This window comes from Amycolatopsis sp. NPDC039088 (genome assembly GCF_055598845.1).
Map to the genome: position 1 here is coordinate 38,833 of NZ_JBVKAE010000034.1, position 21,088 is coordinate 59,920.

The following is a 21,088-nucleotide window of genomic DNA, read 5'->3' on the forward strand; positions in this document are numbered from 1 at the left end:
GGATGGACATCACCCGCAGAACGGTGCTCGGGGGAGCGCTCGCCGGCGTGGCCGCGGCCGGATTCACGCCGTCCGTCTCGGCGGTGGAGAACGACTTCGCGCTCAGCGGCATCGACTGGCCGGGCTTCCTCGGTTCAGCCGACCTCGTCTGGCGAAGGATGCCGAAGACCTGGTACGAGGGCCCGTTCCTGGGTAACGGATTCCTGGGCTCGGGGATCTACGCCGAACCGGGGAGAAACGCCGTCCGGTTCAACGTCCAGCACAGTGAGGTCCAGGACCACCGGCCCGAATTCGGTTCACTGTTCGGTCTCGCCCGGTTGCCGATCGGGCATTTCACCCTCGAACCGGTCGGTGCCATCACCGGGATCGACTGGCGGATGGACCTGTGGAACGCCGAACTCCGCGGCACGATCACCACGGCCGCGGGCAGCCTCTCGCTACGGGCGATCGTCCACACCGGACAGTCGCTGCTCGCCGTCGAGATCGAGCCGACCGAAGGGGAGCGTGGCTTCCGCTGGGTGTTCCACCCGGCGGAAGCGGTGAGCCCGAGAACGGACCCGAAGTTCGGGAAGCCACCGCCTGCCGGTTACGTCGCCAATCCGCCCGCGACGCTGGAAAGCAGTGGTGACACCACGCTTTCGGTGCAGAGCCTGCTGGCGGGTGGTGAGCATGTCACGGCGTGGCGCGAGGTCACCCGGGGTGTCAAGCGCACGTTGTACTCGTCGGTCGCCTGGTCGCATCCGAAGAAGACGGCCGCGAGAGAGGCGCTGAGGACGGTCCGGCGGGCCGAGCCGTTCGACGTCCTCGCGATCGAGCACCGGCGCTGGTGGCACGACTACTACCGGCACGGCTTCCTGTCCATTCCGGACGGTCGCCTGCAGGGTTTCTACTGGATCCAGCTGTACAAGATCGCCTCCGCCGCGCGCTGGGAAGCGCCGGTGATGGCGACCTGCGGACCCTGGCTCGAACCGACTCCGTGGCCGGCGACGTGGTGGAACCTGAACGTCCAGCTGGAGTATTGGCTCATCCACGGGTCGAACCACCTGGAACTCGACGCCGTCAGTCACGCGCTCGGCACATACCGCGCGAACCTGACGAGCCAGGTCGCCGAGCCGTATCAGCACGATTCGGCGGGTATCCCGCGGACGACCGACATGACCCTGCTCAACGGCGCGGTCGGTACGAACTCCGGCTTCCCGGTCGGCGTCCCCGGCAAGGAGACTCCGACGCCGGAGGTCGGCAACCTCACCTGGGCGCTGCACAACGTGTGGCTGTCCTATCGGCACACCATGGACCGGCGGCTCCTGCGGGACACGCTGTTCCCCTTGCTGCGGAAGGCGATCAACTACTATCTGCACTTCCTCACGCCCGGCGCGGACGGGAAACTGCATCTGCCCGCGACGTTCTCCCCGGAGTACGGTGTCAACGCGACCGACTGCACCTACGACCTCGCCCTGATCCGCTGGGGCTGCAAGACACTGCTGACGGCCGCGGAAGAACTGCGGATCGACGACCCGCTGGCCGGACGGTGGCGAGAGGTGCTGGCCACACTGGTCCCGTATCCGGTCGACGCCAACGGTTACATGATCGGCGCGGACGTGCCGTTCGCGAAGTCGCATCGGCACTACTCGCATCTGCTGCAGGTGTACCCGCTGTACGAGATCACCTGGGAGCGGCCGGAACACCGGCGGATCATCGAGACCTCGCTCGACCACTGGGTGGGCTTCGAGGGTGCGCTACAGGGCTACACGTTCACCGGCGCCGCGTCGATGTCGGCGCAGATGCTGCGTGGTGAGCAGGCGGAGTTCTACCTCGGCGAACTGCAACGGCGCTACATCCAGCCGAACACGATGTACAAGGAGTCCGGTCCGGTCATCGAAACACCGCTTTCGGCGGCACAGTCGCTGCACGACATGCTCGTGCAGAGCTGGGGCGGGGTCATCCGGCTCTTCCCGGCCGTGCCCGCGCACTGGGCGGACGCGGCGCTGCGCGACTTCCGGACGGAGGGCGCTTTCCTGCTCAGCGCCTCCCGGCAGGGCGGGAAGACCCGCTGGGTCAAGGTCGTCAGCGAGGCCGGGGCGCCCTGTGTGCTCCGGACGGACATGGGCGGGGAGCTGACGGTCCGGGACCGGTGGGGGAAGCCGAAACGCTGGCGGCGGCTGCCGAACGGGGACGTCCGGATCGACCTGCGGCGTGGCGAAGAGGCCGTCGTGTACCGCGCGGGTGACCGGCCGGACTTCGAGATCCGGCCGGTTCCGGCGAACGGAAACAGCGCGCCGTGGGGGATGCCGTGACGCCGTGAGCGGCGATACGCGAGAGTGTTCCTGAACTTCCTCCGGACGACAGGAGCACAGATGTCCCAGCCACCGCAGCCGGGCGAGCCCGAAGGCCAGACGCCCGACACCGGGGCTCCGCAGGGGCAGCCGTATCAGCCCTATCAACAGCCCTATCCGCAACAGGGCTGGTACGGCGCTCCGCAGCAACCGCCGCCGCCGTCGTCGAACAAGACGGCGTTGTGGATCGGATTGGGCGTGCTGGGGCTCGTGGTGGTGGTCGCCGTCGTGGCGATCACCGGATTCGTGGCGCCGGGGTTCTTCCTGTCGGACTCCAAGGGCAAGAGCGCCGTCGCGTCCTCGTCCTCTCCGACTCCGACTCCGAGTGAGCAGGAAACGACGACGACACAGAGTCCGGTGCGGATCCCGGCCGACCGGGTCGCGCTGCCGAAACGGGCGACGCCGCTGCCGGATCCGGCGAACTGCGTCTACCAGCCGGACACCAGTGGCCTGGTGCCGAAGAAAGTGAACCCGCCCGCGGCGGGACCCACTCCGGCGAGCGGCACGACGGCGGTCACCGTCAAGACGACCGCGGGTGACATCGGGCTCACGCTGGACCGGGCACTCGCCCCGTGCACCGTGGCGAACTTCCTCTCGTTGGCGCAGCAGGGTTACTACGACGGGCACTCGTGCCACCGGCTCGGTACCTCGGGACTGCAGATGCTTCAGTGCGGCGACCCGGCGGGCACCGGGACGGGCGGTCCGGGGTACACCGTCCCGGACGAAGTCTTCCCCGAGCTCAAGTACGGCCGGGGCATCCTCGCGATGGCGAAGAAGCAGGCACCGGACTCGGGCGGCAGCCAGTTCTTCATGGTCTTCGGCGAAGCGGAACTGCCGCCGGAGTACACGGTGTTCGGGACCATCTCCGACGCCGGTTTGCAGACGCTGGACAAGGTCGCGCGCGGCGGAGTGGACGACGCGAAGGGGCCCGGCGATGGAACGGGACCGCCGAACACCGCAGTGACGTTCCAGTCGATCGCGGTGGGCTGAACATTGGGGACGGTCTGTGAAGGCCTCGTTGAGTACTTTGATCAAGGATGAGCCGAGGTAGGGCAGGCCTGATTCTGGACGCCGGTGGGGTCGTGAGTGATAATGAGGGTTAGAACGACCCAAATCACTCACGAGGCCTCTTGCGTGAGCCCGCTCCCGCCGGGTCCGCCACGACACGTTCGACTGGTCTCCCTCTAACAGTGGAGTCGAGCTCGGCCTGACCGCGGGCACGGTGGAGCAAGTGATCTTCGGGTCGGCCATTACCCAGGAAGGCTCAGCACTCTGGGGCGAGCGATGGGCAGGCTCCGAAGAACCGCCCGCGAGGACGGCGCAAGCCGCGCTCCTCGAGCTCGAGCGACTGTTCGATACCGCCGATCCCCGAGTCGCGCGTGAAGCCAGAGATCACCTGGACGAACTGGCGCGGATCATCCGGCAAGACTGGTCGGATTGAGCCTTCTTCTTCGTCCGACCGGCCCAATCCGCCTCTCCTACCTTGCCGCATACTCCGTATCAGGGTATTTCCATACTCCGTATCAGAGTATGGAAATACCCTGATACGGAGTATCTGCTGCGAGGTGTCCCATGGCTCAGACACCACCTGCTCTCGCCACCGAGTGGACTCGCCTGCGCCGGTCCGCCCTGGCCTTCTCGGCGATCGCCGCCGCGGCGTTCGGCCTGCTGGCCTTCCACGGTCCGGGGTTACGCGGGTTCAGCCTCGGCGAACCCGCCCACTTCGCTGAGTGGTTCACCGCCCTGGCTTGGGTTTCCGTGGTCCTCGCACCCGTGCTGGCCTGGATCTTCGTCGGCCTGGCCGGGCTCGTGGGCGGCATCATGCTCGTGACGAGGAAATCCCGGTCAGGTCCCAGGTCGATCGAGTCCGGTTTCCATGCCGTCCTGGTCATCGCGTTCTACACGCTGGTCCCCGTCGTGCTGCTGTCCATCGGACCGTTCGTGCTCTGGGTGGTCTTCTGGGTCGAGGCAGGATTCGGCACCTGCGTCCCTCCTGGCTGCGAGGCGGTTCCGGCCGTCCCTTGACGGGGACAGCCTCAGAGCGGGTTGTGCGCTCCCAGCGGCGCCGTGCAGAACGGCCCGCCGACGTACTCCGCCGCGGCACCGGTCGGCGCCGGTTTGTCCGCGAGCTGGTCTGCGTAGGTCTCCGCGTTGTCGAGGGATTTGTAGCCCAGCTCTTCGGCTTCGGCGAGCGAGTAGATCCGGCGCGTGTTGTCGGAGACGCCCCAGATCAGCCGGTAGCCGGGCGACGGGTAACTCAGGCACGCCTCGAACAGGCGGGCGCCGTCGTCGGGGGAGAGCCAGGTCGTCAGGCCGCGGGGGCCGAGCACGAGCGGGTTCTCGAAGCACGAGCCGATCCGGATGACGATCACGTCCATGCCGAACCGCGAGTGGTACAGGCTGCCCAGCGATTCGATGGCCGCCTTGCTGACGCCGTAGTAGGTGTCGGGTCGCGGCGTCGAGTCGGCGGGGAGGCCGTTCTCGCCTGTTTCGTCGTTGCGGCGGAAACCGACGGCGTGGTTGCTGGAGGCCAGGATCACGCGCGGCACACCGGCCGCGCGCGCGGCTTCGAGGACGGTGTGGGTGCCGTTGATGTTGACGTCGAGCGTCGCTTCCCACGAGTTCTCGCGGCTGTGCCCGCCGAGGTGGATCAGCGCGTCGACGCCTTCGCACGCCTTCGCCATCGCCTCCGGGTCGGTCACCGACGCGGTGATCAGCTCGACGTTCTCACCGGCTTCCGCTTCGGGCTGCGGAGCCAGGTCGAGCAGGCGCAACACCCGTCCGGAGCGACGCAGCCGCGGCCGCATCAGGGTGCCGACGATGCCCGCCGAGCCGGTGATCAGGACGCGCTGGTCTGCCATGGGAGCCCCTTGTCTGTCGAAGAAGAACGGGAATGATCAGCGGATACCGGCACGGCGTAGCTGCTGGCCGAGCTCGGCGGTGATTTCGGCGAGGAGTTCGCCGACGCGCTGGGCGTCGGCGTCGGTGACTTCGGTGACCGGCATGGAGCAGCTGATCGCGTCCGTGCCGGGGATGCGGTAGGGGATCACGGCCGCCACGCAGCGGACGCCGAGGCTGCCTTCCTCGACTTCGGCCGCATAGCCGCGCTCGCGGGTCTTCGCGCATTCGGCGTGCAGCGCATCGGCGGTGGTGATGGTGTTCGGGGTCAGCGCCGACAGCTCGCCGGTCAGGAGGTCGTCGATCTCGTCGTGCGTCAGCTCGGCCAGTAAGGCCTTCCCGAGCGCTGTCGCGTGAGTGGGCAGGGTACGGCCGACGCGGGAGACGAGATGTGTCGAGTGCCGTGACTCCCGTGTCTCCAGGTAGACGACGTCGGTGCCCTCGCGGCGCGCGAAGTGCGCGGTGAAGCCGGTCTTCTCCCGGATGCGCTCCAGCGCCTCGGTCGCGAACGGGACGACCGGGTCGCGGTCGAGGTAGGCCGTGCCGCAGATCAGCGCACGCACGCCGAGGCGGTAGCGGGCGGTGTTGGTGTCCACTTCCAGCCAGCCGGCTTCGAGCAGGGTGCGCAGCAATCCGTGCAGGCTCGACCTCGGGAAACCCGTGCGCGCGTGGAGATCCGAAAGGGAAAGCCAGACGTCGTTGGCGGCGAAGGTCTCGATCAGGTCGATCGCCCGCCGCGCCGACTTCACCCCGGCGGGCTCGGACGCGGACGCGCCGTTCGCCACCATGACAGCGGGGGCTTCCTGCTGCGGCATCCGCGCTCCTCCATCCGGCCGTTGACTTGTGACTCCGGCCATATTAGCGTCCCGAACAGCGTTCTTATGGATGAACATAATCACTATAACAGACTCCGTTCATGGATGTGAACAGCACTAGACCGCATCGTCGTGGACGCGGAAAGGAGTCAGCGGTGCATTTGCTGGACTGGATCATGGTGTCCGCGTATTTCGTGCTGATGGTGGTGATCGGCCTGTGGTCACACAGCCGGGTCAGCACGGTCAGTGACTTCTTCACCGCCGGCGGCAAGATGCCGTGGTGGCTGGCCGGGATCTCCCACCACATGTCCGGCTACAGCGCGGTGCTCTTCGTCGCGTACGCGGGCGTCGCGTACACCGACGGCATCACGGTCTACTTCTGGGGCATGGCCAGCATCGGTATCGGCGTCGGCATCGGCAGCTGGCTATTCGCCTCACGATGGAACCGCCTGCGCTCGAAGCTGGGCGTCTCGTCGCCGCTGGAGTACCTGGCCAAACGCTTCAACGTGCCCACCCAGCAGGCACTGGCCTGGAGCGGCAGCCTGCTGAAGATCTTCGACATCGCGGCCAAGTGGTTCGCGGTCGCGACGATCCTCAACGTCTTCGCGGGCGTGCCCTACACCTGGGGCATCATCATCACCGGTTCGATCACGCTGATCTACTGCACCGTCGGCGGCCTCTGGGCCGACGCGCTCACCGACTTCGGCCAGTTCGTCATCCAGGCCATCGCCGCGATCGTGATGCTGTGGGTCGTACTGGACAAGCTCGGCGGCGTCTCCGGACTGTGGACCGTGTGGGGCGACCTCCCGCCGAGCCACCTCAACCCGACGACGTCGAAGTTCACCACCGTCGTGTTGCTCGTCTACGTACTGGTGAAGACGCTGGAGTACAACGGCGGTATGTGGAACCTGGCGCAGCGCTACATGGCCGCGCCGAACACCTTCGAAGCCCGGCGCAGCGCGCGGCTCTCCTCGATCCTGTACCTGGTGTGGCCGCTGGTGATGATGTTCCCGATGTTCGCCGCCCCGCTGCTGATCCCGAACATCTCCAACCCCAACAACGCCTACGCGATCATGACCACGACGTTCCTCCCGCCGGGTCTGGTCGGGCTGGTGCTGGCGGGCATCTTCTCGCACACCATGGCGATGGTCTCCTCCGACGCCAACGCGATCTCCGCGGTCATCACCCGCGACATGATGCCGGTGCTGTGGAAGAAGGCGAAGAACTTCACCGAATCACAGGGGCTGCTCGCCGCGCGGGTTTCGACGGTGATCTTCGTCGTGCTGACCATGGCGGTCGCCACGCAGGCCGAGAAACTCGGTGGCGTGCTGGGTATCGTGGTGCTCTGGGTCGCGGCGCTGATGGGCCCGATCTCCGTGCCGCTGCTGCTGGGCATGCTCCCCGTGTTCCGCCGGTCCGGTTCCCGTGCGGCGCTGATCTCGTGGGCGGGCGGTCTCATCGCCTACGCGATCGCTTACTACGGCTACAACGCCACCCTCGCGGTCACCGTCTCCACTCCGATCCTGGTCTCGTTGGCGCTGTTCATCGGGCTCGGTTACCTCATGCCCGAGCGCAAGGCCAGCACCGACGCGATCATCGACACCATCGACCGTGACGACGAGGTCACCACCAGCAAGACCCAGGACGGCACCACCGTGCCTGCCTGACCGGGGCCCGTACCCGGGATCAACCGACAAAGAACGAAAGAGAAATCCATGGCACAGCCCAAAATTGAGCTCGACGGCCTACTGGCGTTCCCGCTGACCCCCTTCACCGAGGGGCTGGAACTCAACCTCGACGCGTTCGCGGAAAACGTCGAGAGCCACGTGGCCGCCGGAGCCGGCGCGCTGTTCGTCGCCTGCGGTACGGGCGAATTCAGCTCGCTGTCCCCGGACGAGCACGCGGCGATCCTGCGTAAGGCTCGTGAGGTCGTCGCCGGGCGCGTGCCGGTGTGGGTGGGGGCGGGCGGCGGTGCGTCGTCGGCCCGTGCCGGGATCGCGGCGGCGGAGGCGGACGGCGCGGACGGCGTCCTCCTCCTGCCGCCCTACCTGGTCACCGGCCCGCCGTCGGGTCTGGTCGACCATGTTCGTTACGCCGTCGGGGATTCCTCGATCCCGGTGATCGTCTACCACCGTTCCACCGGGGTCTTCACCCCGAATTCCGCGGCCGCCCTCCTCGACATCCCCTCGGTGGTGGGTCTCAAGGACGGCTTCGGCGACGTCGAACTGATGAGCCGGATCATCACCACGATCCGCTCGGCGGGCACCGACCGCGCGCGGGACTTCCTGTTCTTCAACGGTCTTCCGACCGCGGAGGTCTCCGCGCGCGCCTACTCCGCCATCGGCGTGGCGCGGTACTCCTCGGCCGTGCACTGCTTCGCGCCCGAGATCGCGGCCCGTTTCCACCGTGCCCTCGCCGAGAACGACGACGCGGTGATGGAGGCCTTGCTCGCCGGTTTCTACCTGCCGCTGGTGGCGTTGCGGGACGAGGGACAGGGCTTCGCCGTGTCGCTGGTCAAGGCCGCGGCGCGGCTGCGCGGCGACAAGGTCGGCTCGGTCCGGCCGCCGCTGGTCGAACCGACCGCCGACCAGATCGCCCGGCTGGAGAAGATCGTCGACGACGGCTTCGCCGTCCTCAAGTCCGTCGAGGCCGGTGCCTGAAGATGAAGGTTCTCGACGTCGTCCTGACCCCGGTCGCCTTCGCCGACCCGCCGCTGCTCAACGCGATGGGCGTTCACGAGCCCTTCGCGCTGCGCGGCGTCGTCCAGCTGATCTGCGAGGACGGTGTGGTCGGCCTGGGTGAGTCCTACGGGGACCTCGCCTTCCTCGACCAGGTCCGGAAGGTGCTGCCGGAACTCAAGGGACAGGACGTGTTCGACCTGCCCGGCCTGCGCCGGAAGGTCGCCACCACCCTCGGGGAGGTCGTTTTCGCCGACGCGCACGGGCTCACCGGCGGATTCTCCGTCAGCAAGACCGTCGCCAGCGTGTACTCGCTGTTCGAGGTGGCCGCGCTCGACGCGCAGGGCCACTACCTCGGCAGGCCCGTGGTGGATCTGCTCGGCGGCAAGGCGCGTGACGCCGTCGACTTCTCCGCCTACCTGTTCTACAAGTTCGGCGCCCACCTGGGTGCCGAGGAGGACTCGTGGGGCGAGGTGACCACGCCGGAGGCACTCGTCGGTGAGGCGAGGCGCATGGTCGAGGAGTACGGCTTCGGCTCCATCAAGCTCAAGGGCGGCGCCTTCGCCCCCGACCAGGAGATGGACGGTATCCGCGCGCTCGCGGAGGCGTTCCCGGACCACCCGCTGCGGATCGACCCCAACGCGGCGTGGACGGTGGACACCGGCATCCGGGTCGCCGAGGAACTCGACGGTGTCCTGGAGTACCTCGAAGACCCGACCCCGGGCATCGAGGGCATGGCGCGGGTCGCCGAGAGGGCGAACATGCCGCTGGCCACCAACATGTGCGTCGTGCGCTTCGCGGACATCGAGCCCGCCTTCCGGCAGCGAGCGGTCGGCGTAATACTTTCGGACCATCATTACTGGGGTGGCCTGCGGGACACGCAAGCCCTCTCCACCACGGCGGAATGCTTCGACGTGGGGCTTTCCATGCATTCGAACAGTCATCTCGGGATCAGTCTGGCCGCTATGGTGCACGTGGCCGCGGCGACGCCGCACCTGACCTATGCCTGCGACACCCACTGGCCGTGGAAGACGGCCGACGTCATCGCCCCGGGTGCGCTGGAGTTCGTCGACGGTGCGGTCGCGGTGCCCGACAAACCGGGGCTGGGGGTCGAACTCGACCCCGACGCACTGGCTCGGGCCCATGAAGACTATGTCCGATGTGGACAGACCAAACGGGATGACGTGACCTATATGCGGAAGTTCGTCGGAGACTTCGAACCGAATACGGCGCGGTGGTGACCGGGTGAAGGTCACCGGATACGCCTACCCCTGGGACGTCACCGGCGATCCCGGGTTCGTCGAGCGCGTACGGGAACTCGGCGTCGACGAGGTCGCCGTCGCCGTGTCGTACCACAGCGCCCGCGCGGCGACACCCTGGTCGCCGGACCGCACCTCGGTCGTCGCGCGCCACGCGGCGCTGTACCGGCCGGTGCGCGAGGAGGCCTGGGGAGAGCTGCGGCCCGCCGAACCGGACTGGGTGGAGAGCCGGGACAGCGCTGGCGACGCCGTCCGAGCGTTGAACGAGGCGGGCATCCCCGCGGCGGCGTGGCTCGTGCTGACCCACAACTCCCAGGTGGGCACGGAGTTCCCCGATCTCACCGTGCGCAACTGTTTCGGTGAGCGGTATCCGTGGGCGCTGTGTCCCGGGCAGCGGGCGGTCCGCGAATACGCCGCGAACGTGGCGGCGGAGAGCCTCGCCGGACTCGACTTCGCCTCGGTGATCCTCGAGGCGTGCGGGCCGCTCGGCGCCGTGCACCAGCATCAGCACGAAAAGACCGACGGCGTCTGGTCGCCCGCGACGGCGCGGCTGCTGTCGATCTGCTGCTGTGCCGCGTGCCTGGAGGAATGGGCCAAGGCGGGCCAGGATCCGGCGAAGGCGCTGGGCAAGCTGCGCGCCGAGGTCCGTCGGCTGATCGACGGCGGTGACCTCCGTGCCAGCGAGGACAAGATCCTGCCCACCCTGCGGCAGGTCCTGCTCGACACCCGGCAGAAGGCCACGGACGCGCTCCGGCGCGAAGTGCTCGCGAAGATCCCGTCCGGGCCCAGGATCGTGCTCCACGGCGCGATGGACCCGTGGGTCACCGGCGCGCTGCCAGGGCTGACGCCGTCGGCCCCGGAGGACGTCGACGCGGTGGTGCTGCAGAACTGGGCACCCGGCCGTCCCAGCGTGGGCGCCGTCGCGACCGCGCGGGCGAAACTGCCGGAGAAGGTCGCCGTCGGCAGCTACATCACCGCGGTTGCGGCGAGCCCGGTGCCCGACATCGAGGCCTACACCACCGAACTCGGCAAGGCAGGCGCCACCGAACTGCACCTGTACCACCTCGGCCTCGCTGGCCCGGGGCGCTGGGCGGATCTCATCGCCGCCGTCAGCGCCGCGCAAGAACTCTAGGAGACGCAGAACCCATGAGTCAGGCAACAGATCCCGCCACGCTCGACCAGATCCTCGCGGCCGCCGCCGCTGCGGCAGGCACGGCGGCGGCCGCGACACCGGCCCAGCGCGCCGACTGGCTGAACGCCGCGGCCGACGCCCTCGACGCGGCCGCCGACGAGCTGATCGCGCTGGCCGCCGAGGAGACGCACCTCCCGGCCTCCCCGCGGCTGCAGGGAGAACTGAAGCGCACGACGTTCCAGCTGCGCCTGTTCGGTGAGGTGCTGGCCGACGGCTCGTTCCTCGGCGCCACCGTCGACCACGCGGACGCCGCGTGGCCGATGGGCCCGCGGCCGGACATCCGGCGGTTGCTCACGCCGATCGGTCCGGTGCTGGTGTTCGCCGCCAGTAACTTCCCGTTCGCCTTCAGCGTCGCGGGCGGTGACACCGCTTCGGCGCTCGCCGCCGGCTGCCCCGTGGTGCTCAAGGCGCACTCCGGGCACCCCGAGTTGTCCGCCCGCACCGGCGAGGTCGTCGGTGAGGCGCTGGTCAAGGCGGGGGCGCCGGAGGGGATCTTCGCGGTCATCTACGGCCAGCAGAACGGCGTGACGGCACTGAAGGACCCGCGGATCCAGGCGGCGTCGTTCACCGGTTCGGTCCCCGGCGGGCGCGCGCTGTTCGACATCGCGACCTCGCGGCCGTCGCCGATCCCGTTCTACGGCGAACTGGGCAGTGTCAACCCCGCCGTCGTCACGCGGGCGGCGATCGACGCCCGTGGCGAGGCGATCGCCAAGGGCTACGCGGGTTCGTTCAGCCTCGGTGCCGGGCAGTTCTGCACCAAACCGGGTCTGCTGTTCCTGCCCGAAGGACACGGGCTGGAAGACACACTGCGCGAGGCGGTCTCGACCATCCCGGCACAGCCGATGCTCAACGAACGCATCGCGGCCGGATTCGCCGACGGGCTGGCGAAACTGCGCGCCGTGGCCGGGGTCGAGGTGCTGTCCGAGTCCGGTGGCGCGGAAGGGATCTCACACGGCGCGACCCTGCTCGCCACCACCGCCAAGGCCTTCCTCGCCGATGCCGACACCGTCCGCGAGGAGTGCTTCGGCCCGGCGTCGCTGATCGTCACCTACGCCGACCAGGCCGAGCTGATCAGCCTGCTCGGCGTGATGGAACCCGGGCTCACCGCGACCATCCAGGGCGAAGAGTCCGATGTGGACTGGATCCGTCCCGTCCTCCCGTCGCTGACCCGCGTCGCGGGCCGTCTGCTGTGGAACGACTGGCCGACCGGAGTCACGGTCACCTGGGCACAGGAACACGGTGGTCCCTACCCGGCGACCACCGCGCCGACCAGCACTTCGGTCGGCACCGCCGCGATCGAGCGGTTCCTGCGACCGATCGCCTGGCAGGGCTTCCCCGACGCGCTGCTGCCGGAACCGTTGCAGGAGAACAACCCGTGGGGCCTGCCCCGCAGGACCGACGGGAAACGCTAGAAAGCTCGTGAGTGATTCGGGTCGTTGGAACGACCCGAATCACTCACGAGCCGCTTCACCACGCCGCCGCCCCTTGTTGCTGTCTTCGACCTCTTGGGAGGCCCCGTCATGCCCGGATTCGGTTACGTCGGCCGGAGAACCGCCCTGCGTGGAGGCGCGGCCGCGGCCGCTTCGGTCGCGCTCACGACCGCGATCGCCCGCCCCTCGTCCGCTCAGAACGGGCTCTCGGTTCCGGCGGGCATGGCCTCCATCGTCACCGGCTATCGCGAACTGCAGACCGGGATCAACCGGCCGTCGGCGGAGCGGACGGCCGCACTGGCGAACCTGAACAGGGTCGCGAAGGCCTACCACGACAGCATGACGGTCGGCGGCGGTCCACTGTGGATGGACCTTCCGCTCGGACCGGGCAGCGAGTTCACCACGTCGATGTACGCGCGGCTGCGCGCGATCGCGGTCAACTGGGGCACCCCGGGCGGCGCGCTGGCCGGTGACCCTGCCGTGCTCGGCCGGATCAAGGCGGCGCTGGAACTGCTGTACACCAGCGATCAGTACAGCGAGAAGACCGCCGAGATCGGCAACTGGTACACCTACGAGATCGGCATCCCGCTCTACCTGCTGCACATCCTCGCGACGGTGGCGGACGAGCTGACCCAGGACGAAATCGCCAGGTACCTGAAGCCGGTGCTGAAGTTCTCCGGCAACCCGAACCTTCGCACGAACAACCCGAAGGTCGTCGAGACCGGCGCCAACCGCGCGGACAAGTCGACGATCTCCATCGTGTCCGGGGCGATGCTGGGTGACACCGAGCGGATCCGGCGCGGTGTCGGAGCGTTCACCGACGTCGAAGGCGGGGGAGCGGCGAGCGTCATCGCCAAACTCCACCGCGCGGCGGGCGACGGTTTCCACACCGACGGCTCGTTCATCCAGCACGATTCGGTGCCTTATCCCGGGCACTACGGGATCGTCCTGCTCACCGCGGTCGCGGCCGCCATCCACGTCACCAAGGGCACGGAGTTCGAGCTGCCCGGCGACATCAGGGAAGCGGCGTACGCGTTGGTGTCCGACACCTTCGCGCCTTTCGTCTACGCGGGCGCGCTCATGGAATCGGTCCGCGGCCGGTTCCTGTCCCGGCAGGGGGAATCCGCGCACGACATCGGGCACCAGCTCACCGGTGCGGTCGTCCTGCTGGCACGGTCGGCGAGCGGGAAGCGCAAGGAAGAACTCGGCGGGCTCCCCGCCAAGTGGATCACCGAGGACACTTTCGCGCCGTACCTGAAGATCCCCGACCCCGAGCGGTTCGCACCGGGACCGGACCTCGTCGGCGTTCCCGGCATCGAGTTCGCGCAGGAGTTGCTGGCGACCGGGACCCGGCCGGCCCCGACAGTCGCGACCCACCGCGTATTCGGTCAGCAGGACCGGATGGTGCACGTCACCGAAGGCTGGTCGGCCTCGCTCGGCGTCGCCTCGACGCGGATCTCGCGGTACGAGTCGGTCAACGCCATGAACCTGCACGGCTGGTACACCGGCGACGGTTCGCTGTATCTGTTCGTGCCCAAGGCCAAGGGACACTTCACCGACGCCTACTGGCCGACCGTCGATCCGCTGCTGCTTCCGGGCACCACGACCAAGAGCGGGCCGACGCCGACCCTGGAACAGGTGCCGCTGACCAGTAAGGACCACTGCGGCGGCGTCCGCTGGGACGCGCGGCACGGCGCGCACGCCCTCGACTTCGTCTCACAGGACGGCACGCTGACCGCGAAGAAATCGTGGTTCTTCACGCCGTCGGGGGTGGTCTGCCTCGGCGCCGGGATCACCGACGGCTCGGGCGAGCGGATCCGCACCACGATCGAGAACCGCAACCTCGGCGAGAACGGCTCAGGGGTGCTGCTGGCGGACGGTCGTCTCGTCGGCGGCTCGGAGTCCTTGCGGCGCAAGCGATGGCTGCATCTGGAGAAGGTCGGCGGGTACATCCTGCTCGACGACGCGGAGGTGACCGCGCTGCGCGAGGACCGGACGGGGACCTGGCGCGACGTCGACAAGGGAGCAAACACCAAGGGCACCACGGTGCCCTACACCCGGCGTTACCAGAAACTGGTGATCGAGCACGGCGCCAAACCCGTGGACGCGAGTTACGCCTACGCCGTCCTGCCGACAGCGTCGGTGCTGGAGACGGTCGCGTCGGCTTGGGCGTGGCGCGTGCGGTCCAACACCGCGACCGTGCAGGCCGTCCGGCTGTGGGACGCGACGCTGTTGGCGAACTTCTTCGCCGCCGGCTCGGTCGACGAGGTGTCGGTGTCCGGTCCGGCGTCGGTGGCGCTGGGCCGCGGAAAGAACGGCTGGCAGCTGGCCGTCTCCGATCCGACGCAGCGGCAGGACGTCGTCCGGGTGACGGTGTGGCGCAAGACCGTCGAGGTGCCGGTGAAGGACACCTTCGGTGCGACGCAGGTGGTCTCACTCGGCCGATGACCGCCGGTCTCGCAAGCCGGGAAGTCCGTGAAGGCCTCCTTCCCTACCTTGAGAGTAGGGGTCTCGGCAAAGTCGCGATCTTGCAGGTTGGTCGACTGTTCCTGCAGCTTGATCAACGGAAGATCGGGGACACTCAACGTCCCTGATCTTCCGTTGATCAAGGGCGAGTCGAGGTAGGGCAGGCCTGATTCTGGACACCAGCGGGGTTTCAGCGACCCCCTTGCGTGAGCCCGCTCCCGCCGGGGCCACAACGAACCCGTCCGACCCAAGAACGATGTTTCCCATGTGGCCCTTCAGGACATCAGGATCCGACGCGGGGGCAGCGGTAGCGTGCCGCGAAAGCCTCTTTCAGGACACCACATGTCCTGAAAGAGGCTTTCGCGACATGAGCAGCGGGCGTCGACTCCGAGCGAACGCACACCACAGAAAGTACCGGTCACGACAGCTTCGCCTTACCTCTCAATAAAACCCGAATCGTCGCTCACGAGGATTTAGGACACGATCTGTCCTATATGGCTCCTACGGTCCTCGTATGACCGACATCGAGCAGTTCCGCATCGACATCCCGCAGTCCGATCTGGACGACCTCACCGACCGCCTCGCCCGTACCCGCTGGCCGTCGGCGCTGCCCGGTGCCGAATGGAGCCGGGGTGTTCCGGTCGCCTATCTCAAGGACCTGGCCGAGTACTGGCGCGACGGCTACGACTGGCGCGCGTGGGAGAAGCGGCTCAACGAGTTCCCGCAGTACACCACGGTCATCGATGGCCAGCCGCTGCATTTCCTGCACGTCCGCTCGCCGGAACCGGACGCGATCCCGTTGATCATGACGCACAGTTGGCCGAACTCGATCGCCGAGTTCCTGAACGTGCTCGGCCCGCTCACCGACCCGCGAGCCCACGGTCTCGACCCTTCGCGGGCGTTCCACGTGGTCGCGCCGTCCTTGCCCGGTTTCGGGTTCTCACCCTTCCCGGAACCGGCCGACGAGCGGCCGTGGGAGATCGCGCGGGTGGCGCGGACCTGGGCGGAGCTGATGAGCCGCCTCGGCTACGAACGCTATGGCGCACACGGGAACGACGCGGGCGCGCTGGTGACGCCGTGTCTGGCGGCGTACGCGCCCGAGCATGTCATCGGCTCGCACATCACCTCTGGGCTCGGCGTGCCGATGGGCGACCCGGCCGACTTCGAAGGGCTCACGGAACAGGATCAGGCCGATCTCGCGGGACTGATGGAACGCTTCGCGGGCGGTAGCGGGTACGCGCCGTACCTGACGAACAGGCCCCAGACGTTGAGCTTCGGCTTCCTCGATTCGCCGGTCGCGCAGCTGGCCTACCTGGTCGAACGATTCAAGGAGTTCGACGGCTGGCCCCACGGCACCGGTCCCGCCGAGCCGATCGACCGCGACCTGCTGTTCACCAACGTGACGCTGTACTGGCTGACCGCGACCGGTGGCACTTCGCTGTGGCCGTACTACGAAGGCGCGGCCGCGATGCCGATGGACCAGACCGTGGTCCCGACCGGTGTCTCGCACGGCGGCCCGGCCGCATTGCGCAAGATCGCCTCGCGCAAGAACGACATAGTGCGCTGGGCCGACCGCGAGAGTCCCAGTCACATGGTCGCGATGGCCGTTCCGGAAGACGTGGTGACCGAGATCCGCGAATTCTTCGGAGAACTTCGGCGGTGATGTCGAACGGTGGTCGTCGGCTCCGACCCATGGGCGAAGATAGCGACGCGAGATCCCAGCGGGAGGAACCGATGACCACCACACTCGAGACCGTGACCTCGGCCGACGGCACCCCGATCGCCTTCGAGCGGACCGGGGAGGGCACGCCGGTGATCCTGGTCGGCGGCGCGTTCAACGACCGGACGACCGTCGCCGGGCTGGCCACGACACTGGCCCCGGACTTCACCGCGATCGCCTACGACCGGCGTGGCCGGGGCGACAGCGGCGCGGGCGCGGTCTACTCGGTGGAACGCGAGGTCGAGGACCTCGCCGCGGTGATCGACCACGTTGGCGGTTCGGCGGCGGTCTTCGGGCACTCGTCGGGAGCCGTGCTGGCGCTGGAAGCGGCCGCCCGCGGTGTCCCCATGACCGGCCTCGCGGTGTACGAGCCGCCGTACATCGTCGACGACAGCCGTCCGAAGCCCGCGTCCGACCTCTTCGACCGCGTCCGGGCGCTGATCGCCGACGGCAATCGCGACGACGCGGCGGAACTGTTCCTGACCGAAGCGGCGGGCACCCCGGCCGAGGTCGTCAAGGGGATGCGGGACGACCCGTTCTGGGCCTGGTTCACCGGGCTCGCCCACACCTTGCCCTACGACCTCGCGCTTTGCGGTCCCGGCAGCGCCCTTCCCGCGGGCAGGCTCGCGAAGATCACCGCACCGACGCTGGTCATGGACGGCGGCGAGAGCGACGTGTGGATGCGCGCCGCCGCCCGCGCCGTCGCCGAGACCGTCCCCGGTGCCCGGCACGTCACCGTCGAAGGCCAGGACCACGGCGTCCTCCAACAGCCGGACGTCCTGCGCGGACTGCTCACCGAGTTCCTTCGGTGACGACCAGCAGCGGTTCGGACAGGCCCATCGCGACGTAGTGGTCCCGCGCCGCCCGGAACTCGGCGTCGGCCTCGTCGCCGAGCGCGGCGCGGGCCTGCCCGATCCCGGTCAGCGCGCGGGCCTCCTGCAGCCGGTAGCCGATCCGCTTCGCCGTTTCGAGCGCGAGGCGGTGCCGCGCGAGGCTGGCCGTCGCTTCGCCAAGGGCGAGGCAAGCGGTGCCGAGGCTGTTGGCCGCCATGGTCAGCAGCAACGGATGGTTGAGCCGGGCGAGGATGCCGCACGCGCGTTCGGCGTGCTCGCGCGCCTCGGCAGGCCGACGGGCCAGCAGGAGGGCGTCGGCGTGGTCGATCAGGCTCCACGCCTCGCCGAACAGGTACCCGAGTTCCCGTGACGAGCTTATCGAGCGGTCCGTGACCTCGAACGCTTCCTCGAACCGGCCGAGCCGGGCGAGGACCAGACCGAGCTGGGCCGTACTGAGGACCGTGTTCCGGGGGTCTTCGCGCAGCCCCACCGATCGCCGGGCGGAGGCCAGCGCCTCGTCCAGCAGGCCGAGGGTCTCCTGAACATTGCTGAGGTTGCTCCAAAGCGTGGCGGTGGTTTCGCGGTCGACGGCCCCTTCCGCCGCGGCGAGACCGTCGCGATAGAACCGGATCGCCTCGGGGTAGCGGCCGAGCATGCCGTGCAAAGCGCCCGCTCTGGAGAGAGCGGTCGCTTCGGCGGCTCGGTCGCCGGACGCGCGGACGACGTCCAGCCGCTCCATGGCGCAGCGCATCCCCTCCGCGAGCCGCCCGTTCTCCCACAAGGCCAAGGTGAGGTTCGCCATGCTCCGCTGGATCGTGTGGGGGTCGCCGATCCGGCGGGCGGCGGCGACACCGGTTCGCGCCACGGCGAGCAGTTCGTCGAGATGCCCGGTCTCCCGGAGGTGTTCCGCGGTGTTCTCGGCGATCCGCCAGGCGTGGTCATCGTGGCCGTCCTCGAACGCCTGGCGGGTCACCGCGACCAGGTTGGCCCGTTCCGTCGTGTACCAGCCGTCACCGCCGCCGTCGCGATAGTGGTCGAGCAGCCTGCCCAACGCCGGAGCCGATTCCTCGTCACTCGCGGCGTTGCGGGCGTGCTCGGCGATGAGGTCGTGGAACGAGTACCGGCCCAGTGACGGCTGCCTGAGCAGGTGAGCGTCGAGCAGATCTTCCAGCAGCCGCTCGGCTTCGGACTCGCCGACCCCGGCCAGCGCGGCGGCCGCGGGTACGCCGATGTCGGTACCCGGATTCCTTCCCAGCAGCCGGAACATCCGCTGCCGGTCGGCGTCCAGTTCCTGATAGGACAGTGCGAACGCGGCGGCGACGTCGCGTCCGGCGACCTTCAGTTCGGCCAGCCTGTGGTGTTCGGAACCCAGTCGTTCGGCCAGGGCCTGCACAGTCCACTGTGGACGATGTTGCAGCCGGGCCGCCGCGATCCGGATCGCCAGCGGCAGGTTCCCGCACAACGCGGCCACACCCGAGTCCGGCCGTCCCGACGCCGCGGCGAACAGGGCGCCCGCCTCTTCGTCCGGCAGGACTTCGAGACTGATCGACGCGGCACCGTCGATGGCGGCCAGCCGTCGCCTGCCGGTGACCACCAGGGCGACCGTGGCCGAACCGGGCAGGAGCGGTCGCAACTGGTCGGCGTTCGCGGCGTTGTCGAGCACCACGAGCAGAGACCGGCCCGCGGTTCTGGTCCGCCACAGTTCGGCCCGCCGGTCCACACCGCCAGGGAGCCTGCTCGCCGGGACGTCCAATTGTCCCAGCAGGGCTTCGAGCGCGGCCTCGGGCGGAAGCGGTTCGCGGCCGGGGGAATGGCCGTGTAGGTCCACGAACAGTTGCCCGTCGGGGAAATCGGCGGCGAGCCGGTGTGCGGCGTGGACGGCGAGCGAGGTCTTGCCGACGCCGGCCATCCCGTCGAGCACCACGGGGCGGCCGAGGCGGACGGCGTCGGAAAGGCGGCGGAGCTCGGCTTCCCGGCCGGTGAAATCCGGGACGTCGTAAGGGAGGAAGCAGCGAGCCTTGCCGTACTCCGGCTCGTCGCGGAGGATCCGCTCGTAGAGTCCGCGCAGCTTCGGTCCCGGGTCGATCCCGAGTTCGTCCACCAGCCGCGTCTGTGCCTGCCGATAGGCGTTCAGCGCATCGGCCTGCCTGCCCTGCTGATGGAGCGCCCGCATGAGCAATCCGGCGAACGCCTCCCGGAACGGATGTTCGGCGACCAGTGCCTTCAGTTCCGCGACGCGGTCTTCACCGGCGGAGACCTCTTCGTCGAGACAACGCTCCACAACGGACAGTCGACGTTCGTCGAGCTCATCGGCTTCACCGCGCAGAACAGGACTGTCCACACCGGACAGTGCGGGGCCGTGCCAGCACGCGAGTGCCTCACGGAACTCGCCACGTGAGACGTGTTCCTCGAACGAGCGCAGATCGAACGCGGGCGGGCGCAGGACGAAGCCGGGTCCCTCGGCGGTCAGGACGTCGTCACCCGCGCCCTCGGCGAGGAGGGTGCGCTTCAGCGCGGTGGTGAGGTTGCGGATCTGCCGGGTGGCCGTGGCGGGCGGGTCCTCGTCCCAGACGACGTCCACCAGCCGCGAAACCGAGACGACGCGATCGGCGCCGAGCAGCAGCGCGGCCAGGATCCGCTCCTGCCGTGGGCCCGCCAGCTTCAGCGGCCGTGCGCCTGTGCGGCACTGCACCGGCCCCAGTACCCGAAACTCCATCACACCCCCTCCCGCGAGGTTAACCGGCCATGAGCCCGCGCCGGTGCGGAAGTGATGCAGCTGTGATGCGCCGTCCGGCGAACCTGCTGGTGGACGAAGTATCGGACGTGATGAGGAGAACCCTATGCGCAAGCGGTATTACGCGGCGTTGGCCGGGCTGGTCGTGGTGGCGGCGGGGATCGGCGTGCCCGCCGCGGCGACCGCGGGCGAGCAGCAGGCCGAGAGTGAGCGGCAGGCCTGCCGGCGTTCGTTCGATCGCGCCGTTTGGGAGGACATGGACAGCTACAACAAGCGTGACGAGGCCCGCTACCGGGCGATCATCCACCAGAACATGGTGACCGTCGGGCGCAAGGGGCAGCTGATCATCGGCTACAAGGACAACGTGGAGCCGGTGGTCGATATCCAGTTCAAGCTCCCGTACGAGTGGAGCATGCCGTGGACGGTCACGCACACCGTCGTCGAGGACTGCAAGATGGGCTTCGCGCTCCTTGACGCCTACTACAAGGCACCGTCACAGAACGTCGACCGGCACTACACGATCAGCCTGACGCTGGTGCGCGAACACGGTAAGTGGCAGGTCATCAAGGACACCGTGACCGACGTCCTGCCCTGATGAGGTCGTGAGCGGTCGGGGTGTGGGGGGACCCCTTGGGGGGGCAAGATCCCCCCCAAAAGAACTCTCCACACCAAACAACCCCAACGGGGGCACCTTCTTTTTTGGTTTTTCTTTCCCTCCCCCCCAAAAAAC

The 21,088-nt window shown here is 68.6% G+C and carries 16 protein-coding genes; 13 read left to right on the forward strand and 3 right to left on the reverse strand.

The genetic code is table 11. The features are described 5' to 3' along the window. Positions 1–2 precede the first annotated feature (2 nt). From ACZ7KI_RS33630 to ACZ7KI_RS33645, 4 genes are all read left to right on the forward strand, one after another. Positions 3–2,294 carry a glycosyl hydrolase family 95 catalytic domain-containing protein gene (locus ACZ7KI_RS33630; RefSeq protein ID WP_470277058.1) on the forward strand — a complete coding sequence of 764 codons (2,292 nt, stop codon included), beginning with the start codon at positions 3–5 and terminating at the stop codon, positions 2,292–2,294. A 60-nt stretch (positions 2,295–2,354) separates the two neighbouring features. Beyond that, on the forward strand, positions 2,355–3,323 hold the full coding sequence (locus ACZ7KI_RS33635; RefSeq protein WP_470277059.1) for a peptidylprolyl isomerase: 969 nt from the start codon (positions 2,355–2,357) through the stop codon (positions 3,321–3,323). Positions 3,324–3,564: 241 nt separating this feature from the next. Further along, complete coding sequence (locus ACZ7KI_RS33640; RefSeq protein ID WP_470277060.1) at positions 3,565–3,774, forward strand: hypothetical protein; 210 nt, start codon at positions 3,565–3,567, stop codon at positions 3,772–3,774. A 131-nt stretch (positions 3,775–3,905) separates the two neighbouring features. Then, entirely contained in the window at positions 3,906–4,358 is a 453-nt protein-coding gene (locus ACZ7KI_RS33645; protein ID WP_470277061.1) for a hypothetical protein, read from the forward strand. An 11-nt stretch (positions 4,359–4,369) separates the two neighbouring features. On the opposite strand, the gene ACZ7KI_RS33650 is transcribed toward ACZ7KI_RS33645, so the two are convergent. Further along, complete coding sequence (locus ACZ7KI_RS33650; protein WP_470277062.1) at positions 4,370–5,194, reverse strand: NAD-dependent epimerase/dehydratase family protein; 825 nt, start codon at positions 5,192–5,194, stop codon at positions 4,370–4,372. 36 nt (positions 5,195–5,230) lie between these two features. Then, the gene (locus ACZ7KI_RS33655) at positions 5,231–6,046 is read right to left on the reverse strand and encodes an IclR family transcriptional regulator (RefSeq protein ID WP_470277063.1); all 816 of its coding nucleotides are present in this window, start codon (positions 6,044–6,046) and stop codon (positions 5,231–5,233) included. 155 nt (positions 6,047–6,201) lie between these two features. Here ACZ7KI_RS33655 and ACZ7KI_RS33660 point away from each other — a divergent pair, with 155 nt between their 5' ends. From ACZ7KI_RS33660 to ACZ7KI_RS33695, 8 genes are all read left to right on the forward strand, one after another. Next, complete coding sequence (locus ACZ7KI_RS33660) at positions 6,202–7,713, forward strand: sodium:solute symporter family protein (RefSeq protein ID WP_470277064.1); 1,512 nt, start codon at positions 6,202–6,204, stop codon at positions 7,711–7,713. A 48-nt stretch (positions 7,714–7,761) separates the two neighbouring features. Next, positions 7,762–8,706 carry a 5-dehydro-4-deoxyglucarate dehydratase gene (locus ACZ7KI_RS33665; protein ID WP_470277065.1) on the forward strand — a complete coding sequence of 315 codons (945 nt, stop codon included), beginning with the start codon at positions 7,762–7,764 and terminating at the stop codon, positions 8,704–8,706. A gap of 2 nt (positions 8,707–8,708) precedes the next feature. Next, positions 8,709–9,965: a glucarate dehydratase family protein gene (locus tag ACZ7KI_RS33670; protein WP_470277066.1), complete on the forward strand. Its 1,257-nt coding sequence runs from the start codon at positions 8,709–8,711 to the stop codon at positions 9,963–9,965. 4 nt (positions 9,966–9,969) lie between these two features. Beyond that, complete coding sequence (locus ACZ7KI_RS33675) at positions 9,970–11,115, forward strand: hypothetical protein (protein ID WP_470277067.1); 1,146 nt, start codon at positions 9,970–9,972, stop codon at positions 11,113–11,115. A gap of 14 nt (positions 11,116–11,129) precedes the next feature. Beyond that, on the forward strand, positions 11,130–12,587 hold the full coding sequence (locus ACZ7KI_RS33680) for an aldehyde dehydrogenase (NADP(+)) (RefSeq protein ID WP_470277068.1): 1,458 nt from the start codon (positions 11,130–11,132) through the stop codon (positions 12,585–12,587). Between the two features lie 108 nt (positions 12,588–12,695). Next, positions 12,696–15,053: a polysaccharide lyase 8 family protein gene (locus tag ACZ7KI_RS33685; RefSeq protein ID WP_470277069.1), complete on the forward strand. Its 2,358-nt coding sequence runs from the start codon at positions 12,696–12,698 to the stop codon at positions 15,051–15,053. Between the two features lie 532 nt (positions 15,054–15,585). Then, on the forward strand, positions 15,586–16,734 hold the full coding sequence (locus tag ACZ7KI_RS33690) for an epoxide hydrolase family protein (RefSeq protein WP_470277070.1): 1,149 nt from the start codon (positions 15,586–15,588) through the stop codon (positions 16,732–16,734). A gap of 71 nt (positions 16,735–16,805) precedes the next feature. Beyond that, positions 16,806–17,603, forward strand: a complete 798-nt coding sequence (locus ACZ7KI_RS33695) for an alpha/beta fold hydrolase (protein ID WP_470277071.1) — start codon at positions 16,806–16,808, stop codon at positions 17,601–17,603. On the opposite strand, the gene ACZ7KI_RS33700 is transcribed toward ACZ7KI_RS33695, so the two are convergent. Beyond that, complete coding sequence (locus ACZ7KI_RS33700; protein ID WP_470277072.1) at positions 17,584–20,340, reverse strand: AfsR/SARP family transcriptional regulator; 2,757 nt, start codon at positions 20,338–20,340, stop codon at positions 17,584–17,586. The two genes, ACZ7KI_RS33695 and ACZ7KI_RS33700, sit on opposite strands and share 20 nt — an antisense overlap. 124 nt (positions 20,341–20,464) lie before the next feature. On the opposite strand from ACZ7KI_RS33700, the gene ACZ7KI_RS33705 reads away from it, so the two are divergent. Continuing rightward, entirely contained in the window at positions 20,465–20,953 is a 489-nt protein-coding gene (locus ACZ7KI_RS33705; RefSeq protein ID WP_470277073.1) for a hypothetical protein, read from the forward strand. Positions 20,954–21,088: the final 135 nt, after the last annotated feature.